Genomic DNA, 24,697 nt, shown 5'->3' with positions numbered 1-24,697 from the left:
CTTGCTTTCCTGTGGGCGAGCGCCGAGCCGCTTCCTCTGCTACCGCTCCGTTTAGAGGCTCGCCTGTCTCGCTATCCCACGGGGGGCAAGTAGCCTTCCACTCCAACCTACAAAAATATTGCCTTTTTTAGCAAAGGTCTTTACTACTCTTTATGGAGGGGTGTTGTCACACATCACTTCTCCACATTGAAAATAAGAGGCTATCCTCTCTTATAATATAAATAATGGGCTATTTTGTTCAGGAAAAGACACTTTTGCAGAATGGTTGATTGGAGTGGAGCCAGTGTCACAGAGGAGACCCTGGAGCGAACGCAGTGAGTGAAGCTGGCTCATCGGACGCCCCCTGGAAAGGACGCTGGCGGAACGGAAATCAACCCCTCGCCTTACAAAATTGCTTATTATGCCGTTGACATTACCTTTTTTCAACAACATGAAATCCAGTGAATAATGTTCACTGGATTTCCTCTTTTTATTATAAAGTTAAGCCGCCATCAACTACCACGATTGAGCCTGTCATATAGCTTGCTTTGTCTGATGCTAGGAAAACAACCATTTCAGCCAGTTCCTCTGGTTTTGCATAGCGTCCCATTCTCATATTTGGAATTTCTTCTGGAATATAGCCACCTGTTTCAAACATAGTTGTTACACTGTTTGTTAATGCTGTCTCTACGCCTCCTGGACAAATTCCGTTGATTCGAATCCCCTTTTTTACATACTCTAAAGAAGCTGCTTTTGTTAAACCTACTACTGCATGCTTACTTGCAGAGTAAACAGCCATACTATGCTCACTACGAATTCCAGCTGTTGAAGCCGTATTAATAATAGAGCCGCTACCTTGTTCTTCCATTACCTTTAAAACATATTTTAAGCCAAGGAATACACCTTTCACATTGATAGCCATAATACGTTCATACTCTACATCCTCAATCTCTGTTAATGGAGAAATTTTTTGAATAACTCCTGCATTATTGAAAAATATATCAATGCGTCCATAAGTATCAACAGCAACATTTACATATTTTTGAACATCTTCGTTTCTCGAAACATCTGCCTGAACGAAGATACCTTCTCCACCTTGCTTTTTAATCAAGCTTAATGTCTCTTCCCCTGTTGCTTTGTTGAAATCAACGACTACCACTTTTGCACCATTGCTAGCAAGCTTCAAACTGCTGGCTCTTCCAATACCGCTTCCAGCACCTGTTACAACTGCAATTTTATTCAAAAGATCCATCTTCTATTCCTCCCTAACATTTTGAAGTCATTGTCTATTTTATTGCTACTTCTCTCTTTTTTATTGTATTATTTTACACAAAATAGTACTTTCTCATTGTCTATACAATAAAAATTGAAACTGCTTTCATTTTGATAGTATCATTATGAACGGAGGTGCAGAAACGTGAAAATATCCACTATCGATCTTCAATATATAAGTCAACTAATTTCTGAAATACATCATCTCCCTGTCTCTTATATTAATGTAGCGGGAGAAGTAGTTTTTGAATATTCATCAGCAGAATATACCAGTAATCCATCCTATATTTCTCTAAAGGAACAGCTAAAAACATACCCATATCATACGGCTTCAAATAGCTATCCTATTTTTTTCTCTATAGCTGAATGCAATTATTTTTATATTAACTTAACAGTAGACAATCAATATTTAGGGGCGCTTGTAGTTGGGCCGTCCCTTTCACCAGTAATAGAAGACACTATAAAATCAACTATTTATCATGAGCCTGATTTGTTTCCTACTCTCCATTATCAGCAATGCTTAGCCATCAGTTTATTTGTTTATTATTCAATCTACCAAAAAAAAATATCTAAAACAGCTGTGATTCACCACAACCACGCGTTAAAGCCCCTTATTCGTCATGAGGGACATACTGCGCTTGAACTTTCCTATGCAAGAAGAAAAGATAGTGTGCATACAAATCTTTACTATGAAAAAATATTGTTAGACAATGTGAAAAATGGGCGGATGGAGAAATTAAACGAAGTCTTGAACTATTCCATTGTCGGACAAGCACAACTTGGAGTGCTTTCAAAGCACAATCATTTAAGAAGTGTACAATATTTGATGATTACAGGAATTGCACTAATTTGTCGTGCTGCTATTGAAGGTGGATTAAATGAAGAAACAGCCTTTACATTAAGTGATTTTTACATTCAAAAACTTGAGGATCAAAGCAGCTTAATCGACATTCTTTCGTTAATGGAGGAAGCTATTTATGATTTTACACGTCGTGTGTCACAAGCTAAGCAAAACAAATATTCAGCACCCATTACAACCTGCATCCATTCGATCGAAAATCAACTATATAGTGAAATAACACTCAATCAACTTTCAGCAATTTGCCACTTAAGCCCCAATTATCTTTCTTCCTTGTTTAAAAAGGAAGTAGGGATTTCCTTTAGTGAATATATTCAGCAACAAAGGATTGAAGAGGCAAAAAAGCTATTAACCTATACAAGCTACCCCATTTTAGACATTGGTTCATTACTTAATTTCACAGATCAAAGCTATTTTATTAAAGTTTTCAAGAAATTTACAGGTATCACCCCTAAGCAATATAGAAATAAGGATGTCCATCAATAATAAAGAAAGTAAAAGAATGTTCGTGACCAGCTTTTACTTTCTTTTTACATAGTAAAAGTCATACTTGCAGTACCACTTGCATATTTTAAAACGTAATCATTACACTTTAAGGAGGTACATGTGGAACGTCTCCATCTTTCAAGATATGTATTGAATTTTTGGTTCATCTTCATGCTATTAGTAAGCTTGCTACCATTCCTGTTATTCAATATCTCAGCATTAAGTGATTTAAGTTCCTCTTTACTCAGTCTGCATACTATTTTTTTAAGTATTTTAATTGAGGCATTACCGTTTGTGTTAATTGGTATCAACATTGCGGGCTTTATTCAGATTTTTATCACAGAGGAACATATTCAAAGGTGGATTCCTCAAAATGCGGTAATGGCCGTTGTCATGAGCTGTCTTGTAGGTGCATTATTTCCAGCCTGCGAATGTGGAATCGTGCCTATTGTGAGAAGATTGATTGCCAAAGGTGTACCGATTCATGCAGCTATAGGCTTTATGTTAACTGGCCCACTCATTAATCCAATCGTTATTCTCTCTACCTATATGGCATTTGGAAATGATTTGAAAATAGCCAGCTTACGAATGCTGCTAGGTTTTGTTATCGCTATTGTCGTAGCATTACTCATTAGCTTGTTTTTTAAAGGTTCACAATTTAAAAGCTCCTTACAACCTCATTCATTGGCAACAGCTAACCAACCAATATCCTTTGTCACAAAACTATTCAATATGTTCAAACATGCCATTGATGAATTTTTTGATATGGGCAAATACTTAATTATTGGGGCATTTTTAGCTGCTTTTGTCCAAACCTATGTATCTACCAAAACACTCGTAGAAATTGGAGATGGCGTATCCTCCTCTATTTTGGTCATGATGGGCTTAGCCTTTATTCTTTCACTTTGCTCGGAGGCAGATGCCTTTATTGGGGCATCCTTTAGTGCTACTTTCTCAACCCCATCCATTCTTGCATTTCTTGTTTTTGGTCCCATGATTGACTTGAAAAATACCATTATGTTAATGAGCGTATTTCGCTTCAAATTTGTCTTCTGGTTAGCCGCCTTAGTGGCTATCATTGTCTATATTAGTATATGGATTCTTTCACCGTATCTCTAAGGGGGAAAACCATGAAATTTCACGTTCAGCAAGCGCTAAGAGCCCTTATTCTACTTGCTTTCTCAGCTATGATTGCGAGCCTGCATTGGACCGGGGAACTAACAAAATTCATTAACCCCAAATATGAAAGCCTTAGCCAAACAGCTGCCATTTTATTTTTTATACTGTTTCTTGTTCAGCTAACAAGAGTCATATCATTTACCCAGACGACCCATCATTGCGACGACAGTGGACATGCTTGCTGTTCACATCATGACCATGGTCATTCAGTCTTTACACGCAAAAAATGGCTAGCCTATCTTATTATTATGACACCGATTTTGACGGGCTTCTTCGTGCCTGCCAAAATTTTAGATGCTGCAATCGCTGATAAAAAGGGTGGGGCCTTCTTTCTCACTCAGCAAAGTCAACCATCCAAAATTGAGGATTACCTCACTTCAAATGAAACGATTGATGAAAATATCTATGACGAGCATGATCCTGACCCTAAACTAATGGAAGAAAAGCAGGAAATGACAAAAAAGCAATATGAACAATTAAAGCAACAGCTATCTCAACAAACTATGCTGAAAATGACAGATGAGGATTATACGATTTATTACGAGGACATGCATCAACATCTAGCAAACTATTTAGGGAAGCAAATCCAGTTAAAAGGCTTCGTTTTGAAAGAAGATAGCTTTACAGAAAAGCAACTAGTGGTTTCCAGATTCCTTATTACCCATTGTGTTGCTGATGCAAGTATCGTAGGCTTTTTGACAGAATTTCCTGAGGTTCCAACTATCAAAGAGGATACATGGATTGAGGTAATCGGTACAATCGGTCAAACAACTTATGAGGGTGCAAGCCTACCCGTTATTCATATTGATGATTGGGTAACAATTGAACAGCCTGAATCACCATATCTTTACCCCATAAATATTCGAATGAGTTTCTAGCAACATGAAAGGGCAAAGTTTATATCTTTGCCCTTTCATAGTGTTGAAAAACAAAACGATCCATAGAATTTTTGTGAAAGGTGAAAAAGGATTTCCGTTGCAGGCTACTTGCTTTCCTGTGGGCGAGCGCCGAGCCGCTCCGTTTAGAGGCTCGCCTGTCTTGCTATCCTACGGGAGTCAAGTAGCCTTCCACTCTATAAAAATATTTCTTGTTAGCAAAGTTTTTCAAATAAAGTGAAGGTATTCACTACTGGTGTTGTCACTCATCACTTCTCCACATCGAAAATAAGAGTCTATCCTTTTACCACATGGTGGATTGGAGCAGCGGCTTATCGGACGCCCCTGGAAAGGACGCTGGCGGAACAGAAATCAACCCCTCGCCTTTCAAAATGACTGTTTCTGCCGTTGACATCACCTTTTTCATCTATTAATTGGGTAATAGTACATCTAGACCTAAATGGGAACGTAATGTGCTCCCTTCATATTCAGCACGGAATAGCCCCCGCTCTACTAGCATAGGGATCACATCACTAAAGAATAAATCTAAAGATTTCGGAGGTCCACCTGGTACAGCAATAAAGCCATCCAATGCACCCTCCTCATAAAAAGTAATGATTTGATTGACAATGTCCTGTGGTGTGCCGATTGCCACAAGGTGAGCTGAGCCAATTACTTCTGGACGTGCAAGCAATACCTCAACAGTTGGTTCATTGTCGATAATATAACGACGCACCAAATCGGCATGTGTTTTACTACGTACTTTTTGATCTTTTGGCGGCAGCATATCAGCCGTTATCTGATCTTGCAGTGCCAAATGACGAATATCCATGCCTATCACTGATTCTAGAGCACTATAGCGACGCTCAAGTGTTAAATGTGCATGTGCTTGACGGTACATTTCGAGTGCTTCCTCATATGTATCGCCTATAAAGAAATAGAGCCCTGGTAATAACCGAATATCATCGGCTGAACGACCAACCTCAACCGCGCGTTTACGCAAGTCATTACGCATTTCAACACCCACCTCCATAGCAGGTGTCGCTGCAAAAATCGCATTGGAAACAGTAGCCGCAAATTGACGACCTACATCCGATGCACCTGCTTGGAAGAATGGTATATCTCCTGCTGGATGCATAGGTAGATTTAAAGGGCCATTAATATGGAAAAACTCACCCTCATGCTCAATCGGCTTGACAAGCTCATTTATTTTCTCTAAATCACCATTTGTTTCCAATACTTCATAGGGATGACTATGCCATAGCTGTTTCACGACCTCTATACATTCTGAGGCTTTAGCATACCTCTCCTCTGATGAAGCCATAGGTTCATTACTGAAATTATTGGCCCCATCAATGGAAGTGACGATATTCCAGCCTACTCGTCCCTCACTAATCCAATTCAACGATTGCAATTGACGTGCAATCAAATATGGTGGTATAAAGGATGTCGAGATGGTAGTCACTAAACCAATCTGCTTAGTTTCTCGTGCCACCGTTGCCATTAAAAAGCTAGGATCTAAGCCAACCGTTCCTTTTGTTTTAGCCATTAATTCTGGATGTGCTACTAAATAATCTGCCTTAAATAAAAAATCTAATTTAGCTTCCTCAGCACGCTGTGCAAATGCAATATGTTCATCAAGTAATGCACCCTTCTTACCATGATTACCATGTACAGCTATATGCATGCCAATAATAAGATGTCTTCTCATTGTTATATTCTCCTCTCTTTAATTGAAAATGATTATCATTTTCATAATAGGCTTACTTTTTAAATATTGCAACCAAATCCTTTACATACAAAAAAAGACAGGTACCTAATGAATAAGGACCTGTTATTTTGATTGCTATTTATTACTTTTCGTTTACTATGCCCCATGGAAAATCATGAGTCTCTCATTTGAGTTGCGACGACTTTTTACATGATAGTTAGATAGGATTTGCGAAAATTTGTTTTTCTGTCGGTTCCCATAGAACAATTCCCACATCCTTCTTCTGATCAATGATCCGAACGGTAATAGGGATGTACTCAAATAAAATCGTATTTAAATTTGTACTAATCAGTTGTAACAAGCCTACTAATTCCGTATCATTGATTAGCGGCGCGTGTACTTCCATTTTAATATCTGTTAATTTGCCCTCTTCATAGCGAAGTCTCCCTATAATTTTAGGGTTTAAATGCTTAAACCCTGCTTGAATATCTTCTTTAAAAATTAATAATTTATTATACATATTTTGATCTAAGCTATATAATGCCTCTGATGGAAATGAGTAATACTTTTTATCAATCTCAGACCACTTTGCTATAGTATTTTCTCCTTTTGCAATAAAGGTTTCAGCTAAAAATAAGCCAGGAATAATATCATTTATATTGGATTCCTGATATAAAGTTAAATAAATAGGGACTTCCGGTATCTTTTTATTGTTTCTTATATCCTGAATGATCTTGCCAGCTATTTTTTTGCCGTAATTTTTCACATCATTGCTATCATCATCATTTTGATCTACTTTCACTTGTCCTGTGTAAATTAACCCTTTGTCATCCGATACACGTATATCATAAAATTCATTTAACGATATCGCAATCGACATTCCCTCTAGCTTGTTACTTTCCTTATGAATAAAATTATGTTCTACTACATGAGAGAGAATTAGCGGATACTTTTTCTCATCCTCTAAAACATCACCAGTTCTAGTTTCAATGGCTGGATTCAAGCCAATACCTTCCTCTGTTTTTCTAGCTAACCATTGCTTAATCATTTGCTCATCCAAATATTGACCTTCCTGCAAATAATACTTTTCAGTTGCAAAATGATTCACAGATAAATCCATGAGCCCCCTCTCTATTTCATTTATATTTAACGCATTATTCATATTGTTAACCATTAAGCCTCGCGCAATATTACTTTTTGCAGGCTGTTGAATTTCATAGGCTTCCTTTTTTTGAATAGATGAAATATACATTTTTTCATTCGTCGTATCAGGCTCAACCTCACCACTACTACAAGATGCTAATAACCCTATGGATGCGATTAAACTAAATAAACACTTTCTCTTTTTCATCACAAATACTCCTTGATCATATGTAGATATTTAATATTTCCATAATTTAACCATACCAAATTTTACAAAACAAAACATCATATATTTACAAATATCACCATTCTATAGTGAGATCAAAAAAAACCTATGTTCAAGAAAAAATGAACATAGGTCTTTACTATTGTAGATGGTTGTGAGAAAAGTTTATTTTTGATCAGGTGCAGTCTTCTAGCTTTGGAGTGGTTTCTTCATGTTTATAAGGAGGTCGCTCTTCCAATGAGCCAAGACCAATCTTTTCTAAGCAACTTCCTCACTTTCCCAGCGCAGCCTCCAACTGAAGCGGCTTCCCCATTTTTGAGCATTACCCCTCAACTATGGAGCGAATGCTACTTTGCATTTTTATCGGGTTGGTGAATGCCAAAAATATTGCCTTCTGTATCGATATAATAGCCTTGCCATGCCATCCCAGGTAAAGCATGTTTCGATATAGCTACTTTGCCACCATTTTCAAGAATTTTGGCTTCTGTTCCATCGTAACTTTCGACACCCATGGTACAAGCAAAGCCATTCAACGCTTGATTGACTTCTGGTGGTGGACCTTGTCGTTGCATTAACGCACCATTAATACCAAGTTCATCTTCCTCACCTGTCACTGCTCCAAAGTACGGCATGCCTGCATAGTCACTCCAGTCTTGAAATGACCAGCCAAATACTTTCCCATAAAAATGCTTTGCCCGCTCCATATCATTTACATGGATTTCAAAATGAACTAATCTTCCCATAGTACCCTCTCCTTCAAGATGAATATATTCACTATATAGCATTTTCAAAAAGATTGAAAATTAAAACATATAGAAAATAGTCACCAGTTTTACAATTGACTATACACAGAAAATGCATCCGTAATGTTATATTGCTCCGTCCGAGGACCTCCTTCAGCTCCTACTGTCACTAACACATATTCTTGTCCATTAACAGTTGCTAAACTTGCTAAACATAATCCTGCATCCTCTGTATAACCCGTCTTGCCACCTAGGATTTTCCCTCCTGGCAATACACTTGATGTCATATGCTGAAACATTCGATTAGTAAATGTAATACCCTCCGGATGAAGGTTCGTTGACTTAATAGAATATCTTTCTGCTGTATAAACATTTCGAAACTCATCATTTGTTAAGGCATATTGTAAGAGTAGTGACATATCTTTCACAGTTGTATAATGATCTGGATGATGCAGTCCTGTTGTATTCATAAAATGAGTATTTTTCATTCCCAGTTGCTGCGCCTTATCATTCATAAGCTTTACAAATTTCCGTTCTGAACCAGCAGCATATTCAGCTAAACCAATGGATGCCTCTGCACCTGATGGCAGCATGGAACCATACAATAAATCCTCTATCGTCAACCTCTCATTCGGAAGAAAACCTGCCACTGAAGCATTTTCCTCGTATAAATCATTAAAGATGTTTTTAGGTAAAACGATTTCATCTTGTAAGCTTGGAATTTGCTCAATCGCGACTAAAACAGTCATCATTTTCGTCAAAGATGCAGGATAAATGACTTCCTCACTATTTTTATCTAATAGTACTTGATTTTCATCTAAATTCACTAAAATGGCATTAGAACTATATAAATCGATATTGAGCATATCGCTACTCATCGTCGATATTACTTTTGGTGAATCAACCATCTCCTGACGTAATGTTACAGGTGTTTCTTTCAATATCAAATAAACAAATACGATCATGAACAGGAACAATATACTTACAATACCTTTTCTTGTGAACATAAAAACAACTCCTTCTCTTTATGCTTTTATTGAACCATAAAAAAAGGAGCTTATTTTTAATTAACTATTAGTGAATTCTTAAGGTTTCTTAAGAATTGGCTGGAATCATAACTATGAACACGGTTTGATTGTGATGAGAAGTAGCTGTAATTGTCCCTCCATGGGCTTGCACAATTTCATTTGAAATGGCTAAACCAAGTCCAGCACTACCCGTTTGTGTAGACCTTGCACTATCTAAACGGTAAAACTTTTCGAATATCATCTTTAATTTTTCAGGCGGTATGGTCTTCCCTGTATTCTTAAATGAAATAAACGTTTGATTGTTTTCATTTTGTGCACTAATTTCGATTGTACTATTGGGTTCACTATAGGCAATTGCATTTTTTAAAATATTATTAAATACCCTTGCTAATTTATTTCTGTCTGCATAGATAGTCATCTCTCCATCTATATTGACGATGGCTTTTTGACCCTTTGGTGCTAACAATGGGTAAAACTCATCGGCTACTTGCATTAACATATAGTTAAGAGGAATAAGGTCTTTCTCTAAAACGATGGATTGTAAATTAAATCTTGTGATTTCAAAAAACTCATTGATTAATTGTTCTAGTCTATAGGATTTCTCTAATGTAATCGTTACATATTTTTCTTTTTGCTCAACAGGCATATCCCTTGCCTCATCTAAAAGGCTTAAGTAACCAATGATAGATGTTAAGGGTGTTTTTATATCATGAGCTAAATAAACAACCAGATCATTTTTACGTTGTTCTGCTTCTTGTGCATCCCTTGCACGCTTTTCTAATTTATATTTCACATCATTTAATTTCTTCTCTAAAAAATCGAGCTCTGTCGGAAGATGAATTTCCTTCTCTGACTCATCTGCAAGCATAGTGATACTGTTACTAATTTGATGAAAATAACGAGTAAAACGAGAGAGGGCAATATAAAAAATGATCAACAATAATAGGATAAATCCTATAGTAAGCCAAAGAGGTTTATTTTGTTGAAATAACACATTGTAGGCATTTTGTGCAGCAAAGTAATCGAGCTGCAAGACATTTTCGCAAAAGGCTATAAAAGCATCTGCAAAGGGAGCTTGTAAAACACCATCAATGAATGCAAAGTTGATTATAAAACCTATTATGATTGCTATAATAAGAATAAAAACGATTTGTAAAATCATCTTCCTCTTCAATCCGCCAAACTCATTTTTCAATGGTATACCCCACTCCCCAAACAGTTTTAATAAATTTTGGGTTTTCCGCAGAATCTTTCATTTTTTCCCTTAAATGTCGTATATGAACCATTACGGTATTATTGCTGTTAAAATACTTGTCCCCCCAAATTTCTTGAAATAATTGCTCTGAACTAATGACCTTCCCTCGATTTGTACACAAATACCATAGAATTGCGAATTCCGTAGGGGTTAGGGATACCTGTCTTTCATTTAAAAAGACCTGCCGTGTGTTCTGATTGATCATCAAACCAGCGAAATCAATGATATCTTCTGTTTGCTTCGAACCTTGGTTGTACAATGTAAATCTTCTTATTTGTGCCTTGACACGAGCAACCAATTCCAATGGACGAAATGGCTTTGTTATATAATCATCTGCTCCTAAAGAAAATCCATTTATTTTATCAATCTCTTCTTCCTTTGCCGTAAGCATAATCACTGGAAAATTAAATGTTTCTCGGATTTTTTGTAAAATGGTAAAGCCATCTATCTCTGGCATCATAATATCGAGAACAGCTAAATCCACATTTTCCCGCATAATACACGCCAGAGCCTCTTGAGCTGTATAGTACTTAAATACATGGTAGTTTTCATTTTTTAAATATAACTCAATTAAATCTGCAATTTCTTTTTCATCGTCAACAACTAAAATATTCAAATGAATTGTCCTCTCCTTCTACTTACACAATTTCCAATGATTTTTCACAGGCATTATAGCACTTACGAATAGCTATATCTATTAATAAGAATAGGTTATTTAAAGCGCAATAAAAAAGTAGAGATGGAAAAAACCTCTTTCCAACTCTACTTTCCATATTGAATCCCAAGCCTTATCGTTATTCGATATTTAATTTGTTCAATTGGTCGCCACAGTAGTAGATTTCCGATTCAAATCCTGTGTTACCACTCTGCCTGAATAATAGTGCATTTGTTCATTTAATTTATGCTCTTTTACGGTTAAATTGGTTGGCCTTACTTTCAGAACAAGCGTCTTACTCCCGAGTGATGATTGATACTTTTCGATATGTGTTTTCGACAAAGGGGCGTGATAATAACCTGGGACATATTTATCAAGCATTGCCTGCATTGCCACAGTAGCCTCATCTAAATCTGTGACAATTTCCACCAAACCATTTGCGATGACACTCATATAAGCTGTATCCGTGTTAGCAGGAATGGGATCTACCATTGTTCCATAATTCTCGCATATAGAAATACATGCATTTGGGTTGGCTGTTAGGATGTCTATTTTCCTGCCTTCATTGGCACCGTGGAAATAAAAACTCCCATCTTTGAAGACATAATTTAGTGGCAGAACATATGGTGTATGTTGATCCACTAAACCAAGAAAAGCGGTTTGTGCGTCTTTTAAAAATGGTTGAATTTGTTTTTCATCTGTACAAGCTCTTTGCAGCATTCGAATGTCTGTTTTCATCTTTTTATCCCCCTATCCTCTACTAAAGAGGAGTCTACAGCAGGATTGCCCTCTAAAAAAGGGACAGTTTTATGAAAAGGGATGGGTACAACTTTCAAATATTGAAATGAAAGTTAGTTATGCACTTTATTTATTCACCTGCATCTCGATAAAATAATTTAAGCTGTGCAACAATCAGAATGCTAATGACTACAAGTAAAAACCAAGAGCTTATTTTGCCAAAATGCACAATCGACCATGCTACCTCTTGATTAGGATATGACCATGCCCCAAAGAAAGTAGCGATATTTTCAGCAATCCAAATGAAAAAGCCAATCAAAAAGAAAGACGCAACGATGGGCATTTGATAGATTTTATTTCGCACCTTAAATTTGACCATTGTTCGATAAAACACCACAAAAAGTAATGCCATTAACAGCCATCTAAAATCATAAATAAAATGATGGGTGAAGAAATTGAAGTAAATCATGGCTCCTAGTGGAATGGCTACATAACTTTTTGGCCAACTCACGATTTTCAAATCGAATCTACGCCAGGCTTGGCAAATATAACTCGCCACACTAGCATACATAAATCCACTATATAATGGCACACCTCCTACTTTTGACCATGCCTCTTCAGGATAAGACCAAGAATTAAAATTCACTTTATACAGTTCTAGCACAAGTCCAATAATATGAAACAGACAGATGACTTTTATTTCATCCTTTGTTTCTAATCCAAATCTATACATCAAGTATTGCGTCAATAGACAGATGACTAGAATGAAATCGTATCTTGCTACACCTGGTATTGGAACAGCTCTAGAAAATGCAAGTGTAAAAAATATTACAACAGGAAAAATACAGGATAACGATTGTTGATACGTAAAGATTCCTAAATCTTTAACAAAATTTTTTAACATGAATCCACCTCAGATTAGCTCAAAACTAAATTTATTCTTGTATGAAGAATAAACGATAAATTATCCTATTTCAATATTTTTTTATCGAAAAACGATAAATTTTTTCGTTTTATTTTGGAACTATTCTTTGGTAGTTTCGTCTTTGTTGTTCTTTATTAATAAAGAAAAGAGTAGCCACATAATACAGCTACTCTTATTACTTAAAGATACATTTTTTGATCTAATTTTAACTGGACTTCTTGTTGGTTTATTACTAAATTTGTAACTTTTTTCACTTTTAAATAATAAATAATATAACAGCCAATGAAGAAAGCTCCACCACAGTAAAGGGCTAATCGTTGAGCGGGATCAAAAGCCAAGCTTGCCATAACGATGCAGTTTGCCAATAATCCTAAAATAGGAATAACCGGATAGAATGGTGCTTTGAATTTTAAATCCTCCACTTTTCCTCCTTGGCGTAAATAGGAGCGTCTAAATGCAATTTGAGAAGCAGTAATTGCAATCCACCCAATTTGTGCACCTAAACCTGCTAGGGATAAAAGCCACACAAATACGGTATTAGCGGCAAATACGCTTGACAATAATGACAAACCAGCAACAGCAAGGGTAATCAATAATGCATTCATTGGAATTCCTCTTCTATTCACCTTCCCTAACAATGGACTTGCCATCTTTTCAACGGAAAGAGAAAACAGCATACGTGTTGCAGCATATAAACCCGAGTTAGCGACCGATAATAAAGCTGTTAGAATAACAAAATTCATAATATCTGCTGCATACGGAATCCCTATACTATCTAATACAACAACAAATGGACTTTCAACAACACCCGCTTTATCCATAGGAATCATAGCTGCCAATACAAAGACAGATAACACAAAGAAGAACAGCGTACGCCACACGGTTTGTTTAATAGATTTAGGGATTGTTTTTTCGGGATTTTCACTCTCTCCAGCAGCAATACCGATTAATTCTGTACCTTGAAATGAAAAATTCACGGTAATCATGGTAATGAGCAGTGCTGTTAAACCATTTGGAAAAAGACCACCCTCATAAAAATGAGTAAGAAATGGGGAATCTGTTCCATTTTTCATATCGATCAGCCCAAACATAGCTGCTCCCCCAACCGCAAGGAACATCAGGATGGCCAAAATTTTAATGCTTGAGAAGACAAATTCTGCTTCGCCAAAGGCTTTTGCAGATAAACCATTCAAGACAAAGAGCAGTGCAGCAAATATTAGGCACCACATCCATACTGGAGAATCAGGAAACCACCTTTGCATAAGTTGTCCAGCACCTAAAAATTCGAGTGCAACAGTTACTGCCCAGCCTAGCCAGTACAGCCAGCCAACAGCAAAACCAGTGGCAGGACCGATAAACTTCGTCGTATATGTTTGGAATGAACCAGATACTGGCATAGCAACAGATAATTCACCCAAGCATAGCATTGTTAAATACATTACTGCTCCGCCTACTAAATAAGCTAGAATGGCACCGGTTGGCCCCGCTTGATTAATGGTGTACCCTGAGCCAAGAAAAAAACCAGTTCCAATACATCCTCCGAGAGAAATCATAAATAAGTGTCTAGCTTTCATACTTCTTTTCAATTCATATTGTTCTGCTGCCATAAAAAACTCCTTACACTAATTATCTTGTAAGCACTTTCTTTTTTTCGTGCACGACAGATAACTATTTGAAATTTAAATAATTGATAGATGTTCAAGTTAATATATTTTATAAACTGTCAATTTTCTGACAAAATAAAGGCTATTGATGTGCTAGAGCATTTGCTTTTTCTATAGTAAACTTTATTTAGGGAGAGCTACTTTCTTATATTTGGTTGTGGCGACCTTATAGTCTAAGAAAAGTTCTTCCTTTACGAGAGAAATGATGTCACTATCCTTTGTTTACAGTAATGTATCACCAAATAGAGAGCTGATTAAAGCTACAGCAGCAATTGCCGTTTTATTATATTGATCTAATACTGGATTTGTCTCAACAAACTCTGCAGAAGTAATGATATTTGCTTCTGACAGCATTTCCATCGCTAAATGGCTCTCACGGTAACTAATACCACCTGCAACTGGGGTTCCTACACCTGGCGCATCGTTTGGATCAAGTCCATCTAAATCCAAAGATAAATGAACACCGTCTGTACGCTCCTTTAAATAATCAATTGTTTGTGACATTACAGTTGTCATCCCTAAACGATCGATTTCATGCATCGTATACACTTTAATACCAATTTCTTTAATAAGCTTTTTCTCACCTGGATCTAAATCACGAGCACCAATAATCACAACATTTTCAGGCTTAACTTTTGGCGCATAGCCTCCGATATTCGTTAGTGCAGGATGGCCAAGACCTAAACTTACAGCTAAAGACATACCGTGAATATTTCCTGAAGGAGATGTCTCACCTGTGTTTAGATCACCGTGTGCATCATACCAAATGACACCTAAATTCTCATAATTCTTTGAGACACCTGCTAATGTGCCAATCGCAATACTATGATCTCCACCTAAAACTAAAGGAAAACGTTTTAAGGAAATTTCATGATCTACTTTCTGACCTAGTTTTTCATTACTTTCTGTGACCGTTTTTAAATTTTTTAAGTTTGTCTTTCCTTCTATTTCTTTATCTTCCTGTTCGATGTCAATGGTTAAATCCCCTTCGTCATGTATGGAATAACCAAGGCCCTCAAGTCGTTCCGTTACCCCTGCATATCTAATAGCACTTGGTCCCATGTCTACCCCTCTTCTAGTTTGGCCTAAATCCATGGGTACCCCAATAATTGTCACTTCTTTATTCATGATCATTTCTCCTCTCCAATAATTACTTTCACAGTATAAAGAAAATGATATACTGACTCAACTCGACATTATTTTAAATTTTTATACAGTTTAAATTATTGAAAACATAGATATTTGCTTGTATAAACGATTGCATAAACGCTATTTCAGTGAATATTAAAACAATTTTTTCCTATTTTAAGCGATTATTTTACATAAACTACCAAAATGAATATTAAAAATATTCTATTTCCATTGTTTTTTTTGAAAATTAAGATGGTAATTTTAGCAAAAAAGATAATATATTGATAAATAATTTACAATTTATTCAAATTAACCCCTTTTTTTCTACATAAAAAAAGCCTTACTACAATAGTAATTAGGCTTTATTATCCTTATTTTAATAATTTCACAATACTATTCAAACAGGTTTCTTTATAAAATTTATGTTGTTCTTCTAAATCACAAGTTAACCATTGTATTAACGAACCATCAATCATTGCTCTCATCATTTTTGCAGAGGCTAAGGAATCAATGTTTGGGCTAAACACACCTTCCCTTTTTCCTAATTCAATAATTTCTTGACCAATTCCCCAGCAATTCTCATAAAATTTTAAGTTGATTCTTTTATAATCCTCATTGCCGTTTGCCTTGGCTAAAAAATCTAAATAGACTCTGTAAAACTTTTTATTATCTTGGGGTGACACAAAAACAGCGTTTAAGTAGGCTTGAAGCTTTTCTATAGCTGTTTGATATTTGCCTATTTCTTGTATTTCAACACTATAGATTTTGCTCGTAGTGGATTCCAGTAATGCCAATAATATATTTTGTTTACTTGTAAAGTAGTAGTGAACTACCCCTTTTGAAACATTGGCATGATCGGCTATGTCTTGTAGTGTAACTTTATCATAACCTAACTTTGAAACAGCATTAAAGGCTGCTTTCATAATTTGTTTTTTACGTTCTTCCTCTTTCTTTTTCATAGATGCCTCCGGTGATTTAATCAATTACGCCTTAGTGTAATTGCCGCTGACGCTTCGCTTGTACGCGAAGAAACAATGCATCCAGATTTTTTTGATTTTGCTCGAAAGCTCATTTCTAAAAACTGTGACATCCGCTGGCGGCTTTATGAGGATTCAACGGCTATCTCCCATTATAAATGAGAGGGATTTCTGTATATAACACTTTGCTTTTGATACAAAAACATATGCTGAATCAAGTTAAAGCTATTATACAGGAAGAATAGGTAAACGCCAATTTTATATTGACCGGTCAGAATAATTTTGTTACTGTTTATTGGAATTAAATGATAAGGGGATGTTTACTATGACAATAGGAAGTTTTAAAGCGTTAGTTGTCAATCAAGAGGAAGAGTTTACAGTTAAAGTAAATGAATTGACTTTAGCAGACCTACCACAAGGTGAGGTATTAATTAAGATTTGTTATTCAAGCATTAATTATAAAGATAGTCTTGCTTCTATTCCTGATGGTAAAATCGTCACTTCTTATCCTTTTGTACCTGGTATTGATTTAGCTGGAGTCGTTGTTTCCTCTGAAGACCCTCGCTTTAACGAAGGTGATGAGGTCATTGCGACTAGCTATGAAATAGGGGTCTCCCATTTTGGTGGTTTTAGTGAATATGCTCGTATCCCTGCTAAATGGATTGTGCCACTTCCAAAAGGGCTTTCGCTCAAGGAAGCAATGGTAATTGGTACTGCAGGATTTACTGCTGCATTGTCTATCAAAAAATTAGAGGACAATGGCATTAACCCTGAAAAAGGAAAAATTCTTGTTACTGGCGCAACAGGTGGTGTCGGTAGTTTTGCGGTCTCTATTCTTTCAACACTTGGTTATCAAGTAGAAGCAAGCACAGGAAAAAAAGCTGAACAGGACTATTTAAATACTCTTGGGGCTACTTCAATCGTTAGTCGGGAAGAAGTTTATGATGGGAAGATTAGAGCATTAGGTAAACAAAAATGGGCGGCTGCTGTTGATTCTGTTGGCGGAGAGCCACTCGCCTCTTTATTAAGTCAAATTCAATACGGAGGTGCTGTTGCGATTAGTGGTTTAACTGCAGGCACAAAGCTTCCTACAAGTGTCTTCCCCTTCATTTTAAGAGGGGTAAATTTACTTGGAATTGATTCTGTTTATTGTCCAATGGATATTCGCTTGAACATCTGGCAGCGCCTAGCGACAGATTTTAAACCAGCAAACCTTGACAATTTCATTCAGCAAGAGGTCACACTACAGCAACTTCCAAATGTTTTACCTCTTTTACTAAAAGGCCAAGCAAGAGGAAGAATTCTTGTTACTTTATAAGTTATTCGATTTAAATTTAAAAAGGTTTGATATACTCATTCCCCTTTTTATTTCCCAGAAAATATTGATAGTCTTCATCAATGATACAAAGGCTACTACGCATATAAAGCGTGGTAGCTTTTTTTATGGCTGACATCTCCCTGACATAATGGCCATTTATAGTAATTCATGAACGACCCACTTGCTCACTTTAGACAAATTCAGACGATAATGTTTGTCTAATTTATCATTAACGAGCATACCCATAGAGTATGTAGGCAGCATTTTGGGAACTGAAAACTATAATCAACTTTTGGAGATGATCATATGAAGCGAGCACATATCAATGAATTAAATATTACACGTGCATTAGCCATTCTTGCTGTACTCCTCATCCATTCTACTAGTACACCTGTTACAGCATTATCTAGTGAGTCAAAATTTTATCCACTATATGTATTTCTCAATATTTTTCCCAAATTCGCTGTACCTGTTTTTATTTTCTTAAGCGGATTCGTTTTATTTTACAACTATATACAAAAAGAACTAACGAAAGAGCTTATCATTCGTTTTTATAAAAAAAGAGTGACACAAATACTCATCCCTTATCTCTTTTTTTCTATTTTTTATTATATAGCCATGCAATTTTATGTGACACATGATTTAGTATCCACATGGCATGCTTTATTTAGTGTTGAATTTCTCGAAAAACTATTAATAGGAAAAGCGTACACTCATTTGTATTATATTTTTATTATTGTACAGTTCTATCTTATATTCCCTTTATTCTTATATGTTTTAAAGAAAAAGCCAGCCCTATCTCCTCATCTAATTTGGATTGGCTTCGTTCTTCAATGGGCCTTTATTCTATTAAATGCAGAGTTTTGGCAGTACCCCTATAGAGGGAGTATTTCCTTCTCTTATATTTGCTATTTTTTAGCTGGTGCATTTTTAGGTATTTATTTTGAAAAATATAAAGGATGGCTTCAATTAAAAAAAGGAAATTTTCCTATCCCCCTCCTTTTTATATGGTGTGTAGGGCTATTATCTACTATCTATAATGTTTATTTATATTACTATGTTTTTTCGTCACAAACCTATTTAGTGAACAGCACCGTATTTGAACTAGTTTTTCAGCTACAATCTTTAACAGCCTGTATCGTCTTATTACAGCTTTCTTATTGGATCTATAATAAATGGAACCATACATGGGTCAACGGTTTCATAAACTTAGGAGTAGTATCATTTGGCGTCTATCTATTGCATCCATTTTTCCTTTTCCTTTACAGACAAATTAGTACTGGCGGCAATAGTGTCCTCTATCACTTATGGAGTGCTGGTGGCTTTATCTTTGCTCTATTTATTACATGGATGATTGTGCTGTTAATGGGCAAATTTTTCAAATACCATTGGATTGCTTTTGGGCCTATTCCGCAAAAGTTCCCTTATAAATAAAATTCATAGATGAACAAGGGAATATTCCTATCGTAAAACTAAAATTTTGAAAAACAAAACGATCTATAGAATTTTTGTGAAACGTGAAAATGAATTTCCGTTGCAGGCTACTTGCTTTCCTGTGGGCGAGTGATCTGACCCCAAAAATATAAACTTTTTTACGAAGCTTTTCGATACTCAACGGGACTTTTTCCGTTGAGTTTTCTTTTAATCCGCTCATGATTGTAATAGTAAATATAATCTGCTAATGCTTTTGTCAATTCTACATAGTTTTTAAACGTAGTCGTGTACAGAAATTCTGATTTCAGAATACCAAAAAAGCTTTCGATCACGGCATTATCTAAACAATTTCCTTTCCGTGACATACTCTGCTTGATTTCGTACGTTGCCAATAACGCTTTAAAACGTGGTATTTGATATAACCATCCTTGATCAGAATGGATGATTAAGTCACTCTTTTCTGATAGCTGTGTATACGTAAACGCCATTTTAAAAGACTGTTGGACTAACTCAAAATTAGGTGATTTTGATACCTCATATCCAACGATTTCTCGATTGAATAAATCTAATACAGCCGATACATAGATTTTTTGACCGTTTATTTTAAACTCCGTTACATCAGTTACCCATTTCTGATTGGGTGCAGTAGCTTCAAAATCACGTTGGATGACATTTTCTGCGACATAGCCGACTGTCCCTTTATACGAACGGTATTTTTTAGGGCGTACCGTCCCTTTTAAGCCCAATTCTTGCATCAATCGTTGGACAGCTTTGTGGTTGATTAAAATCCCTTCATTTCGGAGGGCAAGCCAAATACGACGATAGCCATAACGCCCCTTATGGTGATGAAAAATTGTCTGGATTCGTTCTTTGATCGCCTGATATTTATCTGGTTTTACCCATTTTTGAAGATGATAATAATACGTACTTTTCTTAAGTTTCGCGACTTTGAATAGAGCTTGAAGTGGAAATTCCAGCCTTAGCTCATACACAGCTCTCACTTTTTCTTCGGTTTGAATGCTTCCTTTTCTTGAACTAAGGCTTTCAACTTTTTTAAATAGGCGTTTTCCATACGTAAATAGTCAATTTCCGCTTTTAACTCTTCCATTGTTTTTTCGTTTAAGTCAGACGAAGGTGGTTGTTTTTTTGGCATCGATTGGCACTCCTTTTCTATTTGATAGAGTACCTTATCAGCCTTGGACATCCATTGTTTTTTCCATCTCCGAATGGTTTCACGAGAAGGAATATTAAACTTCGCAGCAGTCTGAAGGAGCGAATCGCCCGTCTCTATCAGATGTTGAATTACTTTTATTTTAAAAGAATCTTCGTAATTCGTGAACCCTTGAGGACGAATAATTCCTTCGATGCCATGATAGCGATATAATTCAATCCATAATCGAACGTACTGTCGATCCCTCTGTAATCGATTGGCAATCTGATACGTACTTTCTTTTTCTTCAAAGTAAGCTAGAACTGCGGCTAACTTTTGTTCATCAGAAATCACTAACTGCACCCCCTATAGTAGATTTTTAAGTCCAATATTTTGGGTGCAGTTCAGAGACCCTGAAGCGAACGCGCAGTGAGTGAAGCGACGCCCCCTGGAAAGGACGCTGGTGAAACGGAAATCAACCCCTCACCTTGCCAAAAAGTCTTTTTCTGCTATTGACATGATCTTATTTCAACAACATGAAGCCCTGTAGAGATGTCTCTACAGGGCTTCTTATAATTGACAGGTTGAATTATTTTGAAATAGAACCGTCTTTTACTTTATTGTTATTCACATCAGCTAAGTTAGTTGATTTGAATTCTACTACAATGCTATCTGTTAAAGCATATTGATCTTTAGTTGTCACTTTAAGTTTACCGTTTTCTACAACAGCAGCAGTAATTTTCACAGTAGAGCCAGCAATTTTCACTGTTAAACCTGTTGGTGTAGCTTCATTTACAATACTTTCAGAGAAGTCTACGATAAATGTTTTATTATCTACTACTGTTACTTGAGAAGCTACAGGGACAATATTTTCTTTCAGTGTTACTTGAGTTGTAGCTTTCCCATTTTTAAGTGTATTTCCTTTTGTGTCAACTACATTTTTAGCTTCAAGTACATAATTACCATTAGCAGTAATAGAACCTTCAGGTAAAGTGAATCGTACTTTTTTAGTACCATCTACAAATTGAAGTTGAGTTCCAGCAGGTAGCTCTTTTCCGCCAAGTGTGTAGTTAGCAGCATTTGTTGCTGTAGCAGTCACATCTGTAGCATATTCAACAGTGAATACATTGTTATTTGTTACAACAACTGGTGTAGCTCCAAATACTAATGAATCTGTAGGCGTTTCAGGTGTAGCTTCGAACGTTCCAGTTGTAACATTAAATGTAATCGTCTCTGCAGTCACGTTTTTAGATAAATCTTTCACTGCTCCAGCAGATAATTCAAATGTGTATGTTGAATTGCTATCTAAATCAATGTCAACTTTAACTGTGTTTTTCTCTGCACCCTCAATTTTGCCATTACCATCTACATCGTAACCAGTACCTTTAACGTCTTTTACCGCTATTTCTTTTCCAGCAGTGTAAGCAATACCGTTCTGAGTTTTAATTGTTAAAATACCATCTACTTTGACAGGCTCACTAAAAGTAAGGTATAAAGCATCTACATCTGTAGTTACCTTCACATCATCAGCTACTAACATTTTTGTAGAAGCAGAGACAAGTGTAGCAGGCGTTGTATCTTTAGTTAGAATAGCATTGAACTCAAATGCGTCTCCAGCATTTCCAGCTACATCTTTTTGTCCTTCTACTTTAATATTTGTATTAATAAATGTTGATGAACCTAACACTGCTTTCGCATCAATCGTGAATACAGTTTTATCAGCTACATCTTTCAAATCAGCATCTTTTAAGTAGAAAACAGTTGATCCTACAGTTACTTTCGCATACCCTTCAACTGAAGCATCAGCATCTACAACAAATTTTTGTTTCATTAATTCTTCTGAGAAATCAAACGTAATTTCTGTACCGTTTACAGCTGTTGAAACAGTTGGTTTTGAATTATCTACATCTGCTTTAGCAACTGTGAAGTTCACAGCGATAGGATTCGCGATATTATTCGCGAAATCAGTGGCACCAACAATATCTACTTTATAAGTTTGCTCAGCTGTCAATCCAGTAATTGTTAATTTTTTACCAGATAAAGTATAGCGATCTTTTGACAGTTCAGTACCATTTAAGCTTACTGTTCCTTCATTTTGTACAAGCTCATCGAAAGTGATCACTGCTGTAGTACCTTTTGCTTCTACAGTATTCACACTAACAGGTGTTGTATCTGCAAAAGTTAATAAATTGTTAAATTCTTCAGTTAAAACTTTAGCATCTGCTTTTGTTTTGACTGGTTTTACAGTCACTTTTCCGTTAGTTAATTTTAACTCCTTATCAGTCGTTAAAGTAACAGACATGCCGTCTTCAGCCACTACTGCACTTGTGATAGCTACGCCTTCAATAGCATACTTCGTTGTGATTGCCGCATCTTTTGCATCAACAGCTGTGTTGAATTTTACTTCAAGCTCTTTTGCATTTAACCCTTTTACAGATGCTACAGCTGGTGTTACCTCTTTCACAGTTGCATCAATTGTACGTTTTACCATAGTAGCGAATTCTTCACGGCTGATTTTATCTTGTGGTGCTAATAATGAACCTTTACCATTGATTACGCCGTTGTCAACAGCCGTTTCTAAGTAAGATACAGCCCATTTAGAAGCTTTCGAAGCATCTGCGAATTGGCTAAGGTCTGCTTTACCTGTTAATTGGTAGCCTTGTACGATAACTTTCGCAGCTTGTTCTCTTGTTAATTGAGCTTTAGGTTCAAATCTGCCATTACCCATACCATCAAATAATTCTGGTGAAGTTGCAAGTACTGCATTATAGAACCAGTCATTTTCATCAACATCTGAAAAATCTTCTGTTCCTGTAGCTTTTAAATCTAAAGCTTTTGATAAAATTTCAGCAGCTTCTGCACGAGTAAGCGTACCAGCTGGGTTGAAGTTCCCTTTTTCATCACCTTGGATGTAGCCTTTGTCAGTTAAAAATTGTACAGCTTCTTTTGCCCAAGATGAAATGCTATCTGCATCATTAAATTCGGCAGCCGATGCTACTGGTACGATTGCTGATGCTACAAGTGCTGCTGTTGCAGTAGTTGCGAAAAATTTACGACCTTTGTTTTGTTTCTTCATAGTATATTCCTCCAGAATTCTAATAAATTATATTATTCTGTGAGAACAATATTATCGCGCTATTCAATTGTTAAAATATGTATAAATTGTTCTCGCAAATAATAATTACAACCAATTATAGGGAAAGCAAACTTCTAAATTTACCAAGATTAAATATCCCAATCAAACTGTAATTTGCTTTACAAGACAATAATATAACTAGATTACCAATAAATAAACGCTAAAAATAAGGTAATTTTACTACTAGATTGGTTATATAGGTAATCTTTTCATAGAAAATTTCTATAATATAGAAAAATAGATAGAATAGGCATAAAGTTCACCTACTTAAAGGGATTATATGTAATCAGTTCTTTTTCATTTACATTTGTTTTATTACTTTCTTAATATAATAGCTGAACAAAATTAAAGCTCTATCAGTGTTAAATTCTAGGTTAATAATTAGTTGATTGCTAAAATTATTTTGTCTAAATCGATTAAATGAATATTAACCCCAGTCCCCTAAACTTTATTCACAAAAATATTTAAAAGCTATTTTCTATCATCAACTAACTATCTCGCATTTTTTAGCAATATTATTTAAAAACGGAGCAAGGAACAGTAATAGAAGTGTGCTTAAACTGTATCTGCTGCTTTTCTAATTTTAAAACAATAAAGCCATCTGACACCAATTCAATATCGGTATCAGATGGCTATATCTTCTTATTTATAATGACAGGGCGAACGACTATTACACAATGTTCATCCTTTAAAGCAGTTTGACGACCAGCAATTTTGCTCCAGTGAGTAACTTCATCTTCACTAATATTTTGCTGCTTCAGACGGTGGATTTAAAGCGTCTTTTAGTTGATCGTCAGTTACATCATAGTCATA

20 protein-coding genes are annotated in these 24,697 nt (G+C 36.0%); 5 read left to right on the top strand and 15 right to left on the bottom strand.

Annotated features, from left to right (window positions below):
• Positions 1-472 precede the first annotated feature (472 nt).
• The gene (locus tag MKY46_RS06980; protein ID WP_036127043.1) at positions 473-1,231 is read right to left on the bottom strand and encodes an SDR family NAD(P)-dependent oxidoreductase; all 759 of its coding nucleotides are present in this window, start codon (positions 1,229-1,231) and stop codon (positions 473-475) included.
• Positions 1,232-1,396: 165 nt separating this feature from the next.
• Here MKY46_RS06980 and MKY46_RS06975 point away from each other — a divergent pair, with 165 nt between their 5' ends.
• From MKY46_RS06975 to MKY46_RS06965, 3 genes are all read left to right on the top strand, one after another.
• Entirely contained in the window at positions 1,397-2,596 is a 1,200-nt protein-coding gene (locus tag MKY46_RS06975; protein ID WP_036127045.1) for a helix-turn-helix domain-containing protein, read from the top strand.
• Positions 2,597-2,716: 120 nt separating this feature from the next.
• Positions 2,717-3,715 carry a permease gene (locus MKY46_RS06970; protein WP_340833873.1) on the top strand — a complete coding sequence of 333 codons (999 nt, stop codon included), beginning with the start codon at positions 2,717-2,719 and terminating at the stop codon, positions 3,713-3,715.
• A gap of 11 nt (positions 3,716-3,726) precedes the next feature.
• Entirely contained in the window at positions 3,727-4,653 is a 927-nt protein-coding gene (locus MKY46_RS06965) for a TIGR03943 family putative permease subunit (protein ID WP_036127048.1), read from the top strand.
• 427 nt (positions 4,654-5,080) lie between these two features.
• On the opposite strand, the gene MKY46_RS06960 is transcribed toward MKY46_RS06965, so the two are convergent.
• From MKY46_RS06960 to MKY46_RS06910, 11 genes are all read right to left on the bottom strand, one after another.
• Positions 5,081-6,367 (bottom strand): NtaA/DmoA family FMN-dependent monooxygenase, encoded by a 1,287-nt coding sequence (locus tag MKY46_RS06960; RefSeq protein WP_369802718.1) that lies wholly within the window; start codon positions 6,365-6,367, stop codon positions 5,081-5,083.
• Positions 6,368-6,578: 211 nt separating this feature from the next.
• A complete protein-coding gene (locus tag MKY46_RS06955) occupies positions 6,579-7,712 on the bottom strand; it encodes a CamS family sex pheromone protein (protein WP_340833872.1) in 1,134 nt (377 codons plus the stop codon).
• A gap of 365 nt (positions 7,713-8,077) precedes the next feature.
• Positions 8,078-8,473 carry a VOC family protein gene (locus tag MKY46_RS06950; RefSeq protein ID WP_036127069.1) on the bottom strand — a complete coding sequence of 132 codons (396 nt, stop codon included), beginning with the start codon at positions 8,471-8,473 and terminating at the stop codon, positions 8,078-8,080.
• 89 nt (positions 8,474-8,562) lie between these two features.
• Positions 8,563-9,480: a D-alanyl-D-alanine carboxypeptidase family protein gene (locus MKY46_RS06945; protein ID WP_058843359.1), complete on the bottom strand. Its 918-nt coding sequence runs from the start codon at positions 9,478-9,480 to the stop codon at positions 8,563-8,565.
• 88 nt (positions 9,481-9,568) lie between these two features.
• Positions 9,569-10,663, bottom strand: coding sequence for a sensor histidine kinase (locus MKY46_RS06940; protein ID WP_340835641.1), 1,095 nt, complete (start codon positions 10,661-10,663; stop codon positions 9,569-9,571).
• 22 nt (positions 10,664-10,685) lie between these two features.
• Complete coding sequence (gene vanR, locus MKY46_RS06935) at positions 10,686-11,378, bottom strand: VanR-ABDEGLN family response regulator transcription factor (protein WP_197412989.1); 693 nt, start codon at positions 11,376-11,378, stop codon at positions 10,686-10,688.
• A gap of 192 nt (positions 11,379-11,570) precedes the next feature.
• Positions 11,571-12,149 carry a pyridoxamine 5'-phosphate oxidase family protein gene (locus tag MKY46_RS06930; protein ID WP_058843356.1) on the bottom strand — a complete coding sequence of 193 codons (579 nt, stop codon included), beginning with the start codon at positions 12,147-12,149 and terminating at the stop codon, positions 11,571-11,573.
• A 130-nt stretch (positions 12,150-12,279) separates the two neighbouring features.
• The gene (locus MKY46_RS06925) at positions 12,280-13,053 is read right to left on the bottom strand and encodes a DUF817 domain-containing protein (protein ID WP_340833871.1); all 774 of its coding nucleotides are present in this window, start codon (positions 13,051-13,053) and stop codon (positions 12,280-12,282) included.
• Positions 13,054-13,253: 200 nt separating this feature from the next.
• A complete protein-coding gene (locus MKY46_RS06920) occupies positions 13,254-14,681 on the bottom strand; it encodes an amino acid permease (RefSeq protein ID WP_340833870.1) in 1,428 nt (475 codons plus the stop codon).
• Positions 14,682-14,960: 279 nt separating this feature from the next.
• Complete coding sequence (rocF, locus tag MKY46_RS06915) at positions 14,961-15,866, bottom strand: arginase (protein WP_271912690.1); 906 nt, start codon at positions 15,864-15,866, stop codon at positions 14,961-14,963.
• Between the two features lie 374 nt (positions 15,867-16,240).
• Positions 16,241-16,828 carry a TetR/AcrR family transcriptional regulator gene (locus MKY46_RS06910; RefSeq protein WP_036127086.1) on the bottom strand — a complete coding sequence of 196 codons (588 nt, stop codon included), beginning with the start codon at positions 16,826-16,828 and terminating at the stop codon, positions 16,241-16,243.
• 343 nt (positions 16,829-17,171) lie between these two features.
• Here MKY46_RS06910 and MKY46_RS06905 point away from each other — a divergent pair, with 343 nt between their 5' ends.
• Both MKY46_RS06905 and MKY46_RS06900 read left to right on the top strand, forming a co-directional pair.
• Complete coding sequence (locus tag MKY46_RS06905) at positions 17,172-18,164, top strand: NADPH:quinone oxidoreductase family protein (protein ID WP_036127088.1); 993 nt, start codon at positions 17,172-17,174, stop codon at positions 18,162-18,164.
• 306 nt (positions 18,165-18,470) lie between these two features.
• A complete protein-coding gene (locus MKY46_RS06900; RefSeq protein WP_036127090.1) occupies positions 18,471-19,598 on the top strand; it encodes an acyltransferase in 1,128 nt (375 codons plus the stop codon).
• Positions 19,599-19,756: 158 nt separating this feature from the next.
• Here the strand turns inward: MKY46_RS06900 and MKY46_RS06895 are convergent, their stop codons facing one another.
• The 3 genes from MKY46_RS06895 to MKY46_RS06885 all read right to left on the bottom strand — a co-directional run bounded on the left by MKY46_RS06895 (position 19,757) and on the right by MKY46_RS06885 (position 23,824).
• Entirely contained in the window at positions 19,757-20,599 is an 843-nt protein-coding gene (locus MKY46_RS06895) for an IS3 family transposase (RefSeq protein WP_340833791.1), read from the bottom strand.
• On the bottom strand, positions 20,596-21,102 hold the full coding sequence (locus tag MKY46_RS06890) for a helix-turn-helix domain-containing protein (RefSeq protein ID WP_340833790.1): 507 nt from the start codon (positions 21,100-21,102) through the stop codon (positions 20,596-20,598). Before MKY46_RS06890 ends, MKY46_RS06895 begins: the two co-directional genes overlap by 4 nt.
• A 235-nt stretch (positions 21,103-21,337) precedes the next feature.
• Positions 21,338-23,824, bottom strand: coding sequence for an S-layer homology domain-containing protein (locus MKY46_RS06885; protein ID WP_036127095.1), 2,487 nt, complete (start codon positions 23,822-23,824; stop codon positions 21,338-21,340).
• Positions 23,825-24,697 lie beyond the last annotated feature (873 nt).

The organism is Lysinibacillus sp. FSL M8-0355 (assembly GCF_038008985.1).
Taxonomy (GTDB): Bacteria; Bacillota; Bacilli; order Bacillales_A; family Planococcaceae; genus Lysinibacillus; species Lysinibacillus fusiformis_D.
The sequence above is the reverse complement of the archived record's forward strand: the minus strand, read 5'-3'. Positions and strand labels throughout refer to the sequence as shown.

Excerpts from the sequence above, each read along its gene's own strand:
- MKY46_RS06980 (WP_036127043.1), bottom strand. The coding sequence starts at position 1,231 with ATGGATCTTTTGAATAAAATTGCAGTTGTAACAGGTGCTGGAAGCGGT.
- MKY46_RS06965 (WP_036127048.1), top strand. The coding sequence starts at position 3,727 with ATGAAATTTCACGTTCAGCAAGCGCTAAGAGCCCTTATTCTACTTGCT.
- MKY46_RS06955 (WP_340833872.1), bottom strand. The coding sequence starts at position 7,712 with ATGAAAAAGAGAAAGTGTTTATTTAGTTTAATCGCATCCATAGGGTTA.
- MKY46_RS06950 (WP_036127069.1), bottom strand. The coding sequence starts at position 8,473 with ATGGGAAGATTAGTTCATTTTGAAATCCATGTAAATGATATGGAGCGG.
- MKY46_RS06945 (WP_058843359.1), bottom strand. The coding sequence starts at position 9,480 with ATGTTCACAAGAAAAGGTATTGTAAGTATATTGTTCCTGTTCATGATC.
- MKY46_RS06940 (WP_340835641.1), bottom strand. The coding sequence starts at position 10,663 with ATGATTTTACAAATCGTTTTTATTCTTATTATAGCAATCATAATAGGT.
- MKY46_RS06930 (WP_058843356.1), bottom strand. The coding sequence starts at position 12,149 with ATGAAAACAGACATTCGAATGCTGCAAAGAGCTTGTACAGATGAAAAA.
- MKY46_RS06925 (WP_340833871.1), bottom strand. The coding sequence starts at position 13,053 with ATGTTAAAAAATTTTGTTAAAGATTTAGGAATCTTTACGTATCAACAA.
- MKY46_RS06920 (WP_340833870.1), bottom strand. The coding sequence starts at position 14,681 with ATGGCAGCAGAACAATATGAATTGAAAAGAAGTATGAAAGCTAGACAC.
- rocF (WP_271912690.1), bottom strand. The coding sequence starts at position 15,866 with ATGAATAAAGAAGTGACAATTATTGGGGTACCCATGGATTTAGGCCAA.
- MKY46_RS06910 (WP_036127086.1), bottom strand. The coding sequence starts at position 16,828 with ATGAAAAAGAAAGAGGAAGAACGTAAAAAACAAATTATGAAAGCAGCC.
- MKY46_RS06905 (WP_036127088.1), top strand. The coding sequence starts at position 17,172 with ATGACAATAGGAAGTTTTAAAGCGTTAGTTGTCAATCAAGAGGAAGAG.
- MKY46_RS06900 (WP_036127090.1), top strand. The coding sequence starts at position 18,471 with ATGAAGCGAGCACATATCAATGAATTAAATATTACACGTGCATTAGCC.
- MKY46_RS06885 (WP_036127095.1), bottom strand. The coding sequence starts at position 23,824 with ATGAAGAAACAAAACAAAGGTCGTAAATTTTTCGCAACTACTGCAACA.